We start from the raw sequence: 15,097 nt of genomic DNA, 5'->3' as shown, positions 1-15,097 counted from the left end.
TCAGACCTCTTCGACCGAGCTCGGCTCGCGCCGGGACAGGTCGATGCCCAGCTCCTCCGCCGCCCGGAACACCTCGTCGTCGGTCTCGCGCATCTCCAGGGCCACACCGTCGCTGGAGAGCACCTCGACGTTGAGGCACAGCGACTGCAGCTCCTTGAGCAGCACCTTGAACGACTCCGGGATGCCCGGCTCGGGGATGTTCTCGCCCTTGACGATCGCCTCGTAGACCTTGACCCGGCCCAGGACGTCGTCGGACTTGATGGTCAGCAGCTCCTGCAGGGCGTAGGCGGCGCCGTACGCCTGCATGGCCCAGCACTCCATCTCACCGAAGCGCTGGCCACCGAACTGCGCCTTACCACCCAGCGGCTGCTGCGTGATCATCGAGTACGGGCCGGTCGACCGGGCGTGGATCTTGTCGTCGACCAGGTGGTTGAGCTTCAGGATGTAGACGTAGCCGACCGCGATCGGGTCGGGCAGCGGCTCGCCGGAGCGACCGTCGAACAGCTGCGCCTTACCGCTGCGCCCGATGAGCTGGTTGCCGTCCCGGTTGGGCAGGGTCGACGCCAGCAGACCGGAGATCTCCTCCTCGCGGGCACCGTCGAAGACCGGCGTGGCCACGTTGGTGTCCGGCTCGGACTCGTGCGCGTCGATCGAGCGGAGCTGGCGCTTCCACTCCTCGTCGTCACCGTCCACGCTCCAGCCGGTCTTGGCCACCCACCCGAGGTGGGTCTCCAGGACCTGGCCGATGTTCATCCGGGACGGCACACCGAGCGGGTTCAGCACGATGTCGACCGGGGTGCCGTCCTCCAGGAACGGCATGTCCTCGATCGGCAGGATCTTGGAGATGACGCCCTTGTTGCCGTGGCGGCCCGCGAGCTTGTCACCGTCCTGGATCTTGCGCTTCTGGGCCACGTAGACCCGGACCAGCTCGTTCACGCCCGGGGGCAGCTCGTCGCCGTCCTCGCGGGAGAAGGTACGCACACCGATGACCGTGCCGGTCTCGCCGTGCGGCACCTTCAGCGAGGTGTCCCGGACCTCGCGCGCCTTCTCACCGAAGATCGCGCGGAGCAGCCGCTCCTCGGGGGTCAGCTCGGTCTCGCCCTTCGGCGTGACCTTGCCGACCAGGATGTCGCCGGGCACGACCTCGGCGCCGATCCGGATGATGCCGCGCTCGTCGAGATCGGCGAGCATCTCCTCGCTGACGTTCGGGATGTCGCGGGTGATCTCCTCCGGGCCGAGCTTGGTGTCCCGGGCGTCGACCTCGTGCTCCTCGATGTGGATCGAGGTGAGCACGTCCTGCTGCACGAGGCGCTGCGACAGGATGATCGCGTCCTCGTAGTTGTGGCCCTCCCAGGTCATGAACGCCACGAGCAGGTTGCGCCCGAGCGCCATCTCGCCCTCGTCGGTGCACGGACCGTCGGCGATGACCTGACCGGCCTCGACGCGGTCGCCCTCGAAGACGACCGGCTTCTGGTTGACGCAGGAGCCGGCGTTGGAACGGCGGAACTTGTGCAGCAGGTACGTCCGGCGGTGACCGTCGTCCTGGTGGACCGTGACGTAGTCCGCGCACAGGTCCTCGACCACACCGCCGACCTCGGCGACGACGACGTCGCCGGCGTCCACCGCCGCGCGGTACTCCATGCCCGTACCGACCAGCGGGGCCTCGGCCTTGACCAGCGGCACCGCCTGACGCTGCATGTTCGCGCCCATGAGCGCGCGGTTCGCGTCGTCGTGCTCCAGGAACGGGATCATCGCGGTGGCGACCGAGGTCATCTGCCGCGGCGACACGTCCATGTAGTCCACGGCGCCCGGCGGGACGTCCTCGGTCTCGCCGCCCTTACGGCGGACCAGGACGCGGTCCTCGGCGAAGGTGCCGTCCGACCTCAGCGGGGCGTTGGCCTGCGCCTTGACGAACCGGTCCTCCTCGTCCGCGGTCAGGTAGTCGATCTGGTCGGTGACCCGGCCGTCGATGACCTTCCGGTACGGCGTCTCGATGAAGCCGAACGGGTTGACCCGGGCGAACGTGGACAGCGCGCCGATGAGGCCGATGTTCGGGCCTTCCGGCGTCTCGATCGGGCACATCCGGCCGTAGTGGGACGGGTGCACGTCCCGGACCTCGAAGCCGGCCCGCTCGCGGGACAGACCACCCGGGCCGAGCGCGCTCAGCCGGCGCCGGTGGGTCAGGCCCGCCAGCGGGTTGGTCTGGTCCATGAACTGGGACAGCTGCGACGTACCGAAGAACTCCTTGATCGCCGCCACCACCGGGCGGATGTTGATCAGGGTCTGCGGCGTGATCGCCTCGACGTCCTGGGTGGTCATCCGCTCGCGGACGACCCGCTCCATCCGGGAGAGACCCACCCGGACCTGGTTCTGGATCAGCTCGCCCACGGTGCGCAGGCGACGGTTGCCGAAGTGGTCGATGTCGTCGGCCTCGTAGCCCTCCTCACCGGCGTGCAGCCGGCAGAGGTATTCCACGGTGGCGACGATGTCGTCCTCGGTCAGCGTCCCGGTGGTGATCGGCACGTCCAGCTCGAGCTTCTTGTTGAACTTGTATCGCCCGACCTTGGCGACGTCGTACCGCTTCGGGTTGAAGAAGAGGTTGTCCAGCAGGGTCTGGGCGTTCTCGCGGGTCGGCGGCTCGCCGGGGCGGAGCTTGCGGTAGATGTCGAGCAGAGCCTCGTCCTGCCCGGCGATGTGGTCCTTCTCGAGCGTGGTCATCATCAGCTCGGACCAGCCGAACTTCTCGCGGATGCGCTCCGCGGACCACCCGATGGCCTTGAGCAGGACGGTGACGGCCTGCCGGCGCTTGCGGTCGATGCGAACGCCGACCGTGTCGCGCTTGTCGATGTCGAACTCCAGCCAGGCACCCCGGCTCGGGATGACCTTGACGCTGGAGAGGTCGCGGTCGGAGGTCTTGTCCGGCTGCTTGTCGAAGTACACGCCCGGCGAGCGGACGAGCTGGCTGACCACGACGCGCTCGGTGCCGTTGATGATGAAGGTGCCCTTCGGCGTCATCATCGGGAAGTCACCCATGAACACCGTCTGGCTCTTGATCTCGCCGGTGGTGTTGTTGGTGAACTCCGCGGTCACGAACAGCGGCGCGCAGTAGGTCAGGTCCTTCTCCTTGCACTCCTCGATCGAGGCCTTGACCTCGTCGAAGCGCGGAGCCGAGAAGGAGAGCGACATGGTGCCGGAGAAGTCCTCAATGGGACTGATCTCGTCGAGGATCTCCGCGAGACCCGAGCGTGCGTGCGGGTCGTCCGCCGACCGGCCCTGCCAAGCCTCGTTGCCGACGAGCCAGTCGAAGGACTCGTTCTGAATGGCGAGGAGGTTGGGGACCTCGAGGTGTTCGGTGATCCGACCGAAAGAAACTCGGCGGGGCGCGAATGCGCTCGACGTACGACTGGTCTTCGCAGGGCGGGAAGCTGCCAAGATGCGTCCTTCCGAGGACCGGTGCTGCAGAACGGCTGGTACGCGTGCACTCCAATGACCCCACCAGAAATATCCACAATCGGACATTTCCGAGCAGGGGTCAATTCGGAAGGCAGCGCAAACTAGCAGTGTAGCCGAGAGGCTAACCGCTGTCCAGCCCACCCCGCAGGTCGTCGCGGAACAAGCCCTGGGACCTCGGAAAACCGGGTCGACCGGGCCGCTCGGAACGCGACGCTCCTGCCGGTCCGCTCGGGTGCCGCGGCGGCGGTGCTGCCGTTGTCCATACCCGAGAGGCGGCCGTTGCAAGCGCGGAAGGTCTTGCTGATGTTCAGCGTGCCTGGCAGGTCGGTGCCGCGTCAAGGGCCGGTTACCGCTCGGGGTGTCTTTCCCACCGACGGGCTACCGGCAGAGGTCGCTGACCGGCCGATGAGAGGACGCTGTACGCCCTGCTCACGCCGTCCGCCGGCCGGCTGCACCAACACGGCGGGCGGCGACCCGGTCTCCCGGATCACCGCCCGCCGCGACGCGGTGTGCCCCGGCTCACGTGAGCCGGACGCGCGTCAGGTAAACCACAAGGTCACTTGAGGGTGACCTTGGCGCCCTCGCCCTCGAGCTTGGCCTTGGCCTTCTCGGCGGTCTCCTTGTTGGCCTTCTCCAGGACGGCCTTCGGAGCGGCCTCGACCAGGTCCTTGGCCTCCTTGAGGCCCAGGCCGGTCAGCTCGCGCACGACCTTGATGACCTGGATCTTCTTGCCACCGTCGGCGTCGAGGATGACGTCGAACTCGTCCTTCTCCGGCTCGGCCTCGGCGGCCGGGGCACCCGGACCGGCCGGGCCGGCCATGGCGACCGGAGCGGCGGCGGTGACCTCGAAGGTCTCCTCGAACTGCTTCACGAACTCAGAGAGCTCGATCAGCGTCATCTCCTTGAACGCGTCGAGCAGCTCGTCGGTGCTGAGCTTCGCCATGTCTGGCGTCCTTTCTCAAGTGAAAACTAAGAACGTGGGTGCGCCGGGTGGCCTCAGGCCGCCTCGGCGCCCTCCTTCTCGCGCTTGTCCTGCAGGGCGGCCGCCAGACGCGCGGTCTTGGCGAGCGGAGCCTGGAACAGGGCCGCGGCCTTGCTCAGGTTGCCCTTCATGGCGCCGGCCAGCTTGGCCAGCAGCACCTCGCGGGACTCCAGGTCGGCGAGCTTCGTGACCTCGGCCGCGGAAATGGCCTTGCCCTCGAAGACACCGCCCTTGATGACGAGCTTCGGGTTGGCCTTCGCGAAGTCGCGAAGCCCCTTCGCCGCCTCGACGACGTCGCCCGAAACGAAAGTCAGCGCGGTAGGACCGGAGAACAGCTCGTCGAGGCCGGAGATGCCCGCATCGGCCGCGGCACGCTTGGCCAGCGTGTTCTTCGCGACCGTGTAGCTGGTCTCCTTACCGAGCGAGCGCCGCAGCTGGGTGAGCTGCGAAACCGTGAGCCCGCGGTACTCGGTCAGCACGGTCGCTCCCGCGTTGCGGAAGCTCTCGGTCAGCTCGGCGACGGCCGTGGCCTTGTCGGCCCGGATCGGCTTGTCCGCCATGTCCCTCCTCTCTCGTTGCTCGGAGCTGGTACGCCGGCGGCGAGCCGAGGCTCGACGACGGCGGCGGAGGCATCACGACAACGAAAAAGCCCCGGCGCAGGGCGCACGGGGCGAGGGCCGGGACACGGGCACAGTCGGCGGACCGTGGGTGACACCGAGTTTCGCTTACCGCCCTGCGCGGGTCGCCCGTCGTCGCGGGACCTTCGACCGTGCCGGAGCACGGTGACCAGCGGTCTTTGGGTGGAACTACCGCACCAGGTTACGCGACGCGCGCCGCAGCACCAAATCAGCCGGAGTGCTCCCGGTCACCAGAGGTCAGGACCGGGTGCGCCGCTTCCACGCGTAGCCGGTCAACGCCACCGCCGTCCAGGCCACCGCCCAGCCGGTGAGCAGCAGACCGATCCCGGCCGCGCCGGTGACCAGCACGGCCACGCCGTACCCGGCGCTGCGGGTCACGGCCCGGCTGGCCAGCGCGCCGAGCGCCACCGCGAGCCGGGCCACCGCCGTAACGGACGCCGAGGACGAGCAGGCCGGCCGGCACCGGCGCCAGCGCCCGTCCGGTACGCAGGAAGCCGGTCAGCCGCAGGCGGATCAGCGCGATCACCGGGCCGCCTGCGGCGCCGGCCCGGGCCGGGCGGAGTCCCCGGCCTCGGCGCCGGCCTGATCCGGGGAACCGGATCGGCCGTCCTCGCCCGCTGAACCTGCGTCGGCCCCGGGGCCGGCAGCGCCGGGCGCCAGTGCCCGACGGGCCGGCGGAGGCTGGCACCGGGTGCGTGGCGGGCGGCGGGACGGCGTGTTCGCGTACCCGAATGATCTGGTGGCCGTCGGCGCGCAGGCGGGCGACGGCGGCGACCAGCCCGGCGGCCGGCACCGCCAGCTCGACCACGACGAGGGCCGCGCCGCCCGGCGACGCCTCCTCGGTCACCGTGCCGTTGGCGAGCACCGCGCCGATGATCTCGGGGACCGACTCGCGGGCGGTGGCGTCCAGCCCCTCCCAGGGTTCGTCGAGCACCAGCAGGCCGGGCGGACGCAGCAGCGCCTGCGCCAGGCCGACCTTCTGCGCGGTGCCCTTTGACAACCGCGGCAGGCGCACGTCGTGGACACGGGTCAGGCCCAGTCGCTCCGCCCACCTGACGAACGGACGGGGCCCCGCCACAGCGTGGTGGCGGGGCCCCGTCCGGGAGTACGCGTGCTCAGCCCTCGGCCGAGTCCTCCTGGAAGTTCTTCACGACCTTCGGGTCGACCGGGACGCCCGGACCCATGGTGGTGGTGAGGGTGACCTTCTTGAGGTAGGTGCCCTTGGCCGCGGACGGCTTGGCCCGCAGCACCTCGTCCAGCACCGCAGCGTAGTTGTCCACCAGCTGGTTCTCCGAGAAGGAGGACTTGCCGATGATCAGGTGCAGGTTGGAGTGCTTGTCCACCCGGAAGGTGATCTTCCCGCCCTTGATGTCCGAGACGGCCTTGGTGACGTCCATGGTCACGGTGCCGGTCTTCGGGTTCGGCATCAGACCGCGCGGGCCCAGGATCCGCGCGATCCGGCCGATCTTGGCCATCTGGTCGGGCGTGGCGATCGCCGCGTCGAAGTCCAGCCAACCGCCCTGGATTCGGGCGACCAGCTCGTCGGTGCCCACCTCGTCCGCACCCGCGGCGACGGCTTCCTCGGCCTTCGCGCCGGCGGCGAAGACGATCACGCGGGCGGTCTTACCGGTGCCGTGCGGCAGGTTGACCGTGCCACGGACCATCTGGTCCGCCTTGCGGGGGTCGACGCCGAGGCGCATCGCGACCTCGACCGTGGCGTCGAACTTGACGTTTGTGGTCTCCTTGGCCAGCTTGACGGCCTCGACCGGGGTGTAGAGCTTCGACCGGTCGATGACCTCGGCGGCCTTGCGGTAGCTCTTGCTGCGCTGCATTTCTGGTGACTCCTGTGGTCTCTGGCGGGCGCGCGGCGTTCGCGGCCCTCCCACTAACAGAAAGATCGGGTGGAGCGGTGAAGCGAGATCAGTCGGCGACGGTCAGGCCCATCGACCGGGCGGTGCCGGCGATGATCTTCTCAGCCTGGTCGATGTCGTTGGCGTTGAGGTCCGCCATCTTCTTCTCGGCGATCTCACGCAGCTGGGCGCGGGTGACCGAGCCGACCTTCTCCTTGTGCGGGACGCCCGAGCCCTTCGGCACGCCGGCGGCCTTGATCAGCAGCCGGGCGGCGGGCGGGGTCTTCAGCACGAAGGTGAACGTGCGGTCCTCGTAGACGCTGATCTCGGCGGGGACGATGTCGCCCCGCTGGGACTCGGTCTGCGCGTTGTAGGACTTGCAGAACTCCATGATGTTCACGCCGTGCTGGCCGAGCGCGGGGCCGACCGGCGGCGCCGGGGTGGCCTGGCCCGCCGGCAGCTGAAGCGTGAACGTCTTGACGAGCTTCTTCTTCGGAGGCATGTCTCTTCCTGGGGCTTGGAACTGGGATTCTCGCCGGTCCGCGGGCGCGCACGGTCAGCACGGTGCGGACAGCCGACGTTCTAGGGTAGCGCAAACCTCTACCGGGTTTATCGGCGAGGTCGGCGGTCGTCGAAACGCCGCACCGGCGGCCACCCTTTCCAGGGTGACCGCCGGTGCCGACGTACGTCAGATCTTGGCGACCTGGTTGAAGTTCAGCTCGACCGGCGTCTCCCGGCCGAAGATCGACACCAGCACCTTGAGCTTCTGCTGGTCGGCGTTGATCTCGCTGATCGTCGCCGGCAGCGACGCGAACGCCCCGTCGGTGACGGTGACCGAGTCGCCGACCTCGAAGTCGAGGACCTTGACCTCGGGCTTGGCCTTCTTCTGCTCGGTCTCGACCGCCGGGGCCAGCCACTTGAGCACCTCGTCGAGGCTCAGCGGCGCCGGCCGGTCGGCCCGGTCGGTCGCGCCGACGAACCCGGTGACCCCCGGGGTGTTCCGGACGCAGGAGTAGGACTCGGCGGTCAGCTCCATCCGGACCAGGATGTAGCCCGGGAAGACCTTCGCCTGGACCTGCGACCGCTTGCCGTTCTTGACCTCGACCTCTTCCCGGGTCGGCACCTCGACCTGGTAGATGAAGTCCTCCATGTCGAGGGAGGTGATCCGGGTCTCGAGGTTGGTCTTGACCTTGTTCTCGTAGCCGGCGTACGAGTGCACCACGTACCAGTCGCCGGGCGCGTAGCGCAGCTTCTGGCGCAGCTCGGCGACCGGGTCGAAGTCCTCGTCCGGGGCCAGCTCGGTGGTCGGGAACTCCGGCTCGCTGGCGGCCTCGACCGACTCGTTGTTGGCCGCCGTCGCCACCGTGGACTGCTCGTCCGGGGTTCCGGCGGTCTCGTCGTACTCAGGCACGCTCGCTCACTTCCGTCAGTATCGCTGTCCGCAGGTCAGCTGGGCTCGCCGAAGACCCACAGCACCGCCTTGGCGAAGCCGTAGTCCAGGCCGGCCACGATCGCCAGCATCACCGCGACGAAGGTGACCACCACGGCCGTGTAGGTCAGCAGCTCCTTGCGGGTCGGCCAGATGACCTTACGCAGCTCTGCCACGACCTCGCGGAAGAACCGCGCGATGCGGGCGAACAGCCCGATCCGCTCGGCGTCCTTGCGGGTCTTCCGGCCCTCGGCCGGCTCGGCCTGCGCCCGCGCACGGGTCGCGGTGCCGCCCCGCGAGACCGGCTCGTCCGCGTCGGTGGCGTCGTCGTCGGCCACGCCGTCAACGGTCGCGTCGTCGTCCAGACGCTCGTCGCCGTCGTCCTCGCCGCGGCGCTTGCTCTCGGCCACTTCGCCCTCCGTGCGGGTATGGGGTCGCACGCCGGGCGGCGTGCGCGGCGTGTTGGTCACGCCGGCCGGACCAACCGTCCCGCGACGGGCCGCGGCCGGCGGACCGGCCGGGAGGGCCCGAACGCCTCGGAACCACCCCACCGATGCCACCACCACGGGCCGGACGCCACCGGTGAGGGCGGCGCGACCCACGGAACGGTCAGGCCTGAGGCGCAGGGGTGACAGGACTTGAACCTGCAGCCTGCGGTTTTGGAGACCGCTGCTCTGCCAATTGAGCTACACCCCTGTGCGGCAACTCACCTCCACCCGGACACGTTGTGCCGAGCGGGGGTCACTTGCCCCACGGCGGACCAGTGTACGGGTAGTCGTGCGACTTTCCCAACCGGTCTGCCCCTCGCGCGTCGGGCGGACCCTCAGCGCGTCGTACGGATCAGTGCCCGAGCCTGCGACAGCACCTTTTCACCCTGGCAGGTGGCGGTGATGTCGAGCCTGGTCAGGCCCTCTTCGGTGACCTCCTTGACCACCGCCGACACCTCGATCTCGGTGCCCTCGTCGGTATCCGGAACGACCACCGGGCGGGTGAACCGGACGCCGAAGTCGACCACCGCGTCCGGCGCGCCGGCCCAGCCGGCCACCGCCCGGCCGACTAGCGCCATGGTGAACATGCCGTGGGCGATGACGCCCGGCAGCCCGACGGCGGTGGCGGTGCGGTCGCTCCAGTGGATCCGGTTGAAGTCGCCCGAGGCGCCCGCGTAGCGGACCAGGTCCGCGCGGGTCACCCGGTACGTCTGGGTGGGCAGCTCCATGTCCTCAGGCCTCCCCGCGTACGACGATCTTGGACCACACGGCGACCACCGGCTCACCGTCCACAGTGCGCACGTCCGTGCGGGTGGTCAGGAAGCCGTGCCCGCCCCGGGTGGTGACCTCCTCGATGGTGCTCACGCACACCAACTCGTCCCCGGCCACCACCGGCCGGGTGTACGCGAACCGCTGGTCGCCGTGCACCACACGGCTGTAGTCGACGCCGAGCGCCGGATCCTCGACGATCTGCCGGCTGGCCGCCATCGTGACGGCCACCGGGAACGTCGGCGGCGCCACCACGTCGGGGTGGCCGAGCGCCCGGGCCGCCTCCGGGTCGTGGTGAGCCGGGTCGGTCGCGCCGACGGCGGTGGCGAACTCGCGGATCTTTTCTCGGCCCACCTGATAGGGGGCGGTCGGCGGGTACGTCCGGCCGACGAAGGACGGGTCCAGGGACATGTCGCCGAACCTACACGGAAAACACGAACGCCGATCCGCCCGGTCGGGCGGCCCGGAGGCCACCCGTCAGGTGGATCGGCGTTCGAGAAGCTGCTGCGAGCCGGCTGCGCCGGCCGCGATCAGCGGGTCTCGCGGTGGACGGTGTGCTTGCCGTCCCGGGGGCAGAACTTCTTCAGCTCGACGCGGTCCGGGTCGTTACGGCGGTTCTTGCGCGTGATGTAGTTGCGCTCCTTGCACTCCACACACGCCAAAGTGATCTTCGGCCGGACATCGGTCGCCTTCGCCACGGCGGAGTGCCTTCCTCGCTCACGGATAACAACTACGGCGTGTCAGCGTACGCGCTGACGACGCGGACATGCAAAGTGGGCGCCTGCGGCGCCCAACCCACCGGCCACCGGGCTGGCCCGGAGGACGAGAGTAGCGGTGGCCGGACTTGAACCGGCGACACAGCGATTATGAGCCGCTTGCTCTGCCATCTGAGCTACACCGCCGTGGCGGGTCCAGCCGGACCCTCTGAGCCCCCTTACGGAATCGAACCGTAGACCTTCTCCTTACCATGGAGACGCTCTGCCGACTGAGCTAAGGGGGCCTGCTCGATCACCCCGGGGGGTGTCGCGCAGGGGAAACAGTACACGACCGCGTCGTGCAGGTGAAATCGGATCCCCCAGGCGTGTGTCAGCCCTGGTCAGGGCACAACTCGCAGGCGCGGCAGCTCCCCCGCGACCACCGTCTCCGGGTCGACCTGGGCGCCGAACCACGCCTCCAGCCGCTCGTACGGCAGCGGGCGGCTGAACAGGAAACCCTGGCCGATCTCACAACCGATGTCCTGGAGCAGCTCCAGCGTCAGCTCGCTCTCCACGCCCTCGGCCACCACCGCGAGGCCGAACTGCTGGGACAGCGTCACCACCGCGTTGACGATCGCCAGGTCGCCCGGATCGGTCGCCATGCCCTGCACGAACGACCGGTCCACCTTCACCTCGTGCACCGGCAGCCGGCGAAGTTGCGCCAGGGACGAGTTCCCCGTGCCGAAGTCGTCCACCGAGAGCCGGACACCCAGGTCACGGAGGCTGCGCAGGGTTGGTATGGGACGTTCGGTGCCGTCCAGGACACCCGCCTCGGTGACCTCCAGCGTCAGCCGCTGCGGCGGTACGCCGTACTCGGCCAGCAGATCGCGTACCAGCGCGGGGAAGCGCTGGTCGGTGAGCGTACGCGCGGCGAGGTTGACCGCGACGGACAGCGGCTGTTCGCCGTGGCTCCAGTCGCGGCTGCGCCGCAGGCTCTCCCGGAGCACGAACTCGGTGAGCCGACCGAGCTGACCGGTGTGCTCGGCCACCGCCACGAAGTCGTCCGGCGCGACAGTGCCGTGCGCCGGGTGCTCCCACCGGGCCAGGCACTCCACGCCCACCAGGCGGCGGTCCCGCAGCGTGACCTTGGGCTGGAAGTAGACCTCCAGCTCGCCCTCGTCGAGCGCCCGTTGCAGGTCACCGGCGAGGCCGAGCCGGCGCATCGACCGTGATTCCAGCGCCGGACTGTAGAGCTGGATGCTGCCCGGTACCGACTTCGCCGCGGTGGCCGCCAGGTCGACGCGTTGCAGCAGCGCCACCGCGTCGCTGCCGTGGTCCGGGTGGACGGCCACCCCGACGACCGTGTCCACGTCCAGGGTGAGCGCGTCGAAGACCATCTCGTCGCGGATCTGCTCCCGGATCTGGTTCGCCAGCTCCAGGGCCGCCTCGGCGCTCTCCAACCGGAGCGTGACCAGGAACTCGTCACCGCCGGCGCGGCCGACGAGCGCCGAGGAGGGCGCGCAGGCGCGCAGCCGCTCGGCCACCTCGACCAGCACCTTGTCACCCGCGGCGTGGCCCAGCGACTCGTTCACCTGGCGGAGCCGGTCGACGTCGAAGAGCAGCAGCGCCACCACCTCGCCCGGGGCGCGGATCTTGACCGCCTCCGCCACCGACGAGGTGAGGCGCCGCCGGTTGGGCAGCCCGGTGAGCACGTCGTGCTCGGCGTCGTGTCGCAGCCGGTCGACCAGGCGGGAGTTCTCCAGCGCCACCGCGGCGTGCGCGGCCACCGTCTCGAAGACGGGGATGTCGCCGGGAGCGAAGTGACCGATGTCGCTGAGCCGGTTGGTCACCTCGAGCGTGCCGATCACGGCCTGACCGGAACGCAGCGGCACGACGATGGCGTCCTTTACCCGCTCCTCCCCCGCGGTCTGCCGCAACGCGGGATCGCCGCCGAGCCAGCGGCCGAACGAGAGGGTGCGACCCTTCTTGCGTACCTGCTGCCGCAGGCTCGCCGGGGTCGGCGCCAGGTCCAGCAGGCCGGGGGTGTCCACCCGGGCGGTGAGCAGCACCTCGGGATGCCGGCCCTGGGCGGGCAGCCAGAGCGTCGCGTACTCGGCCTGCATCAGCGCGCGTACCCGGTCGAGCAGGATGTCGGCGAGCGACCGCTCGGTGCCGGAGGCGAGAAGCCGGGTGAGCTCGTACATCCCGGCCAGCGTCCGATGCTGGCGGAAGAACTGGGAGTAGGAATGGTAGACCAGGACCAGGCCGCTGAAGAGGGCGGTGAGCAGCAGGGCCGACCACCACGTCGTCCGCAGGGCGATCAGGACGAGCAGGCCGATCGCCGCGTTGATGGCGGCGGTGAGCAGAGCGGTCGGCATGCTGCGCAGCGCGTCCCGCCCGGCCGGCCAGCCCTGGAGCAGCACGTGCACACCGACCACGCTCACGAGGCTGACCAACGTGACCACGCAGACGGCGAGGAACAGCGAGCCCCACGTCACCGGGCCGACGTTGCGCAGCGGTGGCAGCGCCAGGAGGACGAGACTGGCCAGCGAGGTCGCGGCGGCGGCCTTGGCGACGTTGAACCAGAGCTTCGCCGCGCCGAAGCGGTGCGAGACGCTCCAGACCAGCACCGAGAGTGTGTAGATCAGGACGACAGTCAACGGGGGCAGGAAGTAGAGCGCCACGATGAGTGGCACCTCGGTCAGCGTCACGCCCACCGACTGGCGCCGGACGTAGACGTTTAGCGCAGCGAAGCTGGTCCCCGCCATGACGACGAAGAACACGAAGGCGAGCGGCCACTTGCCGAACGGCTGATCGGCAACCAGCGCGACGCAGGTGCCGAAGACCACCGCCAGCAGCGCCAGAGGGGCGGTGACGAGCCAGGCACGTTCCGTCGACCTGCGAGGTCGGCCCTGGCCTGCCATGCCCCTCCTACCCGAGACGCCGTCCGCCGGGGGGCGGACGGCTCGATGATTCAGCGCAGGGTGCCCATCGTCCAGACGATGTCGCCGAGTTGCGCGCCACCGGTGCCGGGAATGACGCCGAAGGCGCCTGCGACGGCGGCGAGCACGAGGAGCGAGCCGAACAGGCGGCCCAGCGTTCGACCAGACATGATTGCTCCTGTCGGGAGATTGCCACAGAGGGACGGTGAAGGTTTCCCGATCGTGCCACAACGCCGGGGGGCAGAAAAGCGAAGAGGAGCCGCCCAGCCCGAGTAGCTGTCAGGTTCCGCCGTTCGGCCCGGCCGACCACGACACGCAGCCAGGTCACGGGGGTGCAGGGAGTTCAGCCGCTTCGTCCACTGCGGATTCCTGCCTTCACCCACGAAGGGGATCAAGTCACGCGAAACCCACACCGCCAGCCCTGAATGGCCCGGCCGGCTCCGCCTGGCCGATCCGCCCCGGCGGCACGCCACCGGACCCGCGGCCATTGACCACCATACCTGTCTGTGTCATGAACGCCAGAGGACGATTCCCTCATTCACGCGCGAACCCCTCAGTAGGCCCGGCGTCCCCGGCCGGCCTGTTCGCCGGAGGAAGCGCTCGCCGGACCGGCCGCGCTGCTACTGACGAGTTCCGCGCCCGCACACCGCCAGCTCCGGGCGCTCGCACCCTCTGCTGGGATCAGTCAGCACCTATAGACAAGAAGATCATCAGCCAAGGGGCTGCTTCCGTGATCGGCCGGGGTCCCCGCAGGACCTCAGGCGGTTGAAGATCAAGTTAGGCCCGCGTACCGACCGGGTCAGCCACCGGACCGGCGACGAGCGGCCCGCCACCGCTCAGGGTCCAGGGTCTGGCGAACTCCTGACATCGCCACGTGCGCGAGGTCCCCTTCGGCTGCCTGTCGGTCGATCCGACCAACCGACTGGAAGCCCAGCTTCTGCAGCACCCGGATGGACGGGTGGTTGTCCCGAACGGCGTCGGCGCGGATTTCCCGGACGCCGGGCTGGGCGACAAGGTGGTCCAACAGCAGGGTCGCCGCCCGGGTCGCCACTCCCCGGCTCTGCCGGCCCGGTAGGACGGTGAAGTAGATCTCGACGACGCCGGGAGCCTCCGTCGGGGCGGCACCCACCGAACCGACATAGCTGTCGTCGGAAGCGTCGGCGATGGTCAGGGACAGGACCTCGTCTTCGGTGCCGTACGACGAGATGACGTAGTCGAGCATGGCCCGCGCGCCCTCGGCGGACTTCTGCTCTGGGGTGAACGCCATGTACCGGGTGGCGTCGGGGTCGGTCAGGAAGCGCGCGAAGGCGTCCAGGTCCGCAGGCTTGTGCGGCCGGATCACGATGTCGCCGTCGCGGATCGATGGCGGGCAGGTCAGTTGCACTCGGTGTGACTCCTGAACAGGCTGGGCTGGCGGATGGCGGCCGTCGACGACCGCGGCACCGAGCGACCCTAACAACCCACGCTGGAGCCGCCGACCACTTTCCGGCGGGCGCCGACGGCGGCGGTCAGGCCCGGATCAATTCAGGCGGCGGATCCGGCTGCCCCAGGACGGATCGCTGCCCACCGCGTCGCTCGGCATCGGGACTCTCCCGCCCTACCGGGAATGTTCACCGGTCTCACCATGGTCATCGGAGCCGTGAGAGGGACGCCGGATCGGCTTGATCTCGGTGACACGCATGTGACACAGCCAGCGAGATCGAGCGGGCAAAAGCGGGACTGAGTGAGACTCGCGAAAGAGGCCCCTGACCGGCGTTCTCGCTGGTCAGGGGCCTCTTTGTGCACCTGGTGGCGGGTAGAGGATTCGAACCTCTGTAGCTTTCGCGACGGATTTACAGGGCGTCCGCGCTCT

The 15,097-nt window shown here is 69.5% G+C and carries 14 protein-coding genes and 3 tRNA genes; all 17 read right to left on the bottom strand.

Translation table 11 applies throughout. The features are described from left to right. Positions 1-3,432: a DNA-directed RNA polymerase subunit beta gene (locus tag C569_RS0104080; RefSeq protein WP_026267678.1), complete on the bottom strand. Its 3,432-nt coding sequence runs from the start codon at positions 3,430-3,432 to the stop codon at positions 1-3. Positions 3,433-4,009: 577 nt separating this feature from the next. Beyond that, complete coding sequence (gene rplL, locus C569_RS0104075) at positions 4,010-4,396, bottom strand: 50S ribosomal protein L7/L12 (RefSeq protein WP_018784545.1); 387 nt, start codon at positions 4,394-4,396, stop codon at positions 4,010-4,012. A 53-nt stretch (positions 4,397-4,449) separates the two neighbouring features. After that, positions 4,450-4,995, bottom strand: a complete 546-nt coding sequence (gene rplJ, locus C569_RS0104070; protein ID WP_018784544.1) for a 50S ribosomal protein L10 — start codon at positions 4,993-4,995, stop codon at positions 4,450-4,452. 286 nt (positions 4,996-5,281) lie between these two features. Then, the gene (locus tag C569_RS34070) at positions 5,282-6,073 is read right to left on the bottom strand and encodes a hypothetical protein (RefSeq protein WP_231394716.1); all 792 of its coding nucleotides are present in this window, start codon (positions 6,071-6,073) and stop codon (positions 5,282-5,284) included. A gap of 115 nt (positions 6,074-6,188) precedes the next feature. Beyond that, a complete protein-coding gene (gene rplA / locus C569_RS0104060; protein ID WP_018784543.1) occupies positions 6,189-6,905 on the bottom strand; it encodes a 50S ribosomal protein L1 in 717 nt (238 codons plus the stop codon). Positions 6,906-6,993: 88 nt separating this feature from the next. Then, positions 6,994-7,425 carry a 50S ribosomal protein L11 gene (gene rplK, locus C569_RS0104055; RefSeq protein WP_018784542.1) on the bottom strand — a complete coding sequence of 144 codons (432 nt, stop codon included), beginning with the start codon at positions 7,423-7,425 and terminating at the stop codon, positions 6,994-6,996. A gap of 186 nt (positions 7,426-7,611) precedes the next feature. Further along, entirely contained in the window at positions 7,612-8,334 is a 723-nt protein-coding gene (gene nusG, locus C569_RS0104050; RefSeq protein ID WP_018784541.1) for a transcription termination/antitermination protein NusG, read from the bottom strand. A 35-nt stretch (positions 8,335-8,369) separates the two neighbouring features. Next, positions 8,370-8,762: a preprotein translocase subunit SecE gene (gene secE / locus C569_RS0104045; RefSeq protein ID WP_018784540.1), complete on the bottom strand. Its 393-nt coding sequence runs from the start codon at positions 8,760-8,762 to the stop codon at positions 8,370-8,372. 213 nt (positions 8,763-8,975) lie between these two features. After that, a tRNA-Trp gene (locus C569_RS0104040) sits at positions 8,976-9,048 on the bottom strand. A 127-nt stretch (positions 9,049-9,175) separates the two neighbouring features. Beyond that, complete coding sequence (locus tag C569_RS0104035; protein ID WP_018784539.1) at positions 9,176-9,568, bottom strand: MaoC family dehydratase; 393 nt, start codon at positions 9,566-9,568, stop codon at positions 9,176-9,178. 4 nt (positions 9,569-9,572) lie between these two features. Then, positions 9,573-10,019, bottom strand: a complete 447-nt coding sequence (locus tag C569_RS0104030; RefSeq protein WP_018784538.1) for a MaoC family dehydratase N-terminal domain-containing protein — start codon at positions 10,017-10,019, stop codon at positions 9,573-9,575. Positions 10,020-10,138: 119 nt separating this feature from the next. Further along, positions 10,139-10,306, bottom strand: coding sequence for a 50S ribosomal protein L33 (gene rpmG / locus C569_RS0104025; protein ID WP_018784537.1), 168 nt, complete (start codon positions 10,304-10,306; stop codon positions 10,139-10,141). Between the two features lie 131 nt (positions 10,307-10,437). Then, positions 10,438-10,510: transfer RNA gene (locus C569_RS0104020), tRNA-Met, on the bottom strand. A gap of 25 nt (positions 10,511-10,535) precedes the next feature. Beyond that, positions 10,536-10,608 (bottom strand) — tRNA-Thr (locus C569_RS0104015). Positions 10,609-10,704: 96 nt separating this feature from the next. After that, positions 10,705-13,227 (bottom strand): bifunctional diguanylate cyclase/phosphodiesterase, encoded by a 2,523-nt coding sequence (locus tag C569_RS0104010; RefSeq protein WP_018784536.1) that lies wholly within the window; start codon positions 13,225-13,227, stop codon positions 10,705-10,707. A 50-nt stretch (positions 13,228-13,277) separates the two neighbouring features. Continuing rightward, on the bottom strand, positions 13,278-13,415 hold the full coding sequence (locus tag C569_RS33590) for a hypothetical protein (RefSeq protein ID WP_018784535.1): 138 nt from the start codon (positions 13,413-13,415) through the stop codon (positions 13,278-13,280). Between the two features lie 629 nt (positions 13,416-14,044). Then, the gene (locus tag C569_RS0104000; protein ID WP_018784534.1) at positions 14,045-14,629 is read right to left on the bottom strand and encodes a GNAT family N-acetyltransferase; all 585 of its coding nucleotides are present in this window, start codon (positions 14,627-14,629) and stop codon (positions 14,045-14,047) included. Between the last annotated feature and the right edge of the window lie 468 nt (positions 14,630-15,097).

It is taken from the genome of Micromonospora sp. CNB394 (assembly GCF_000374985.1).
GTDB classification, from domain to species: domain Bacteria; phylum Actinomycetota; class Actinomycetes; order Mycobacteriales; family Micromonosporaceae; genus Micromonospora; species Micromonospora marina.
This window is presented reverse-complemented; position numbering and strand designations above follow the sequence as displayed.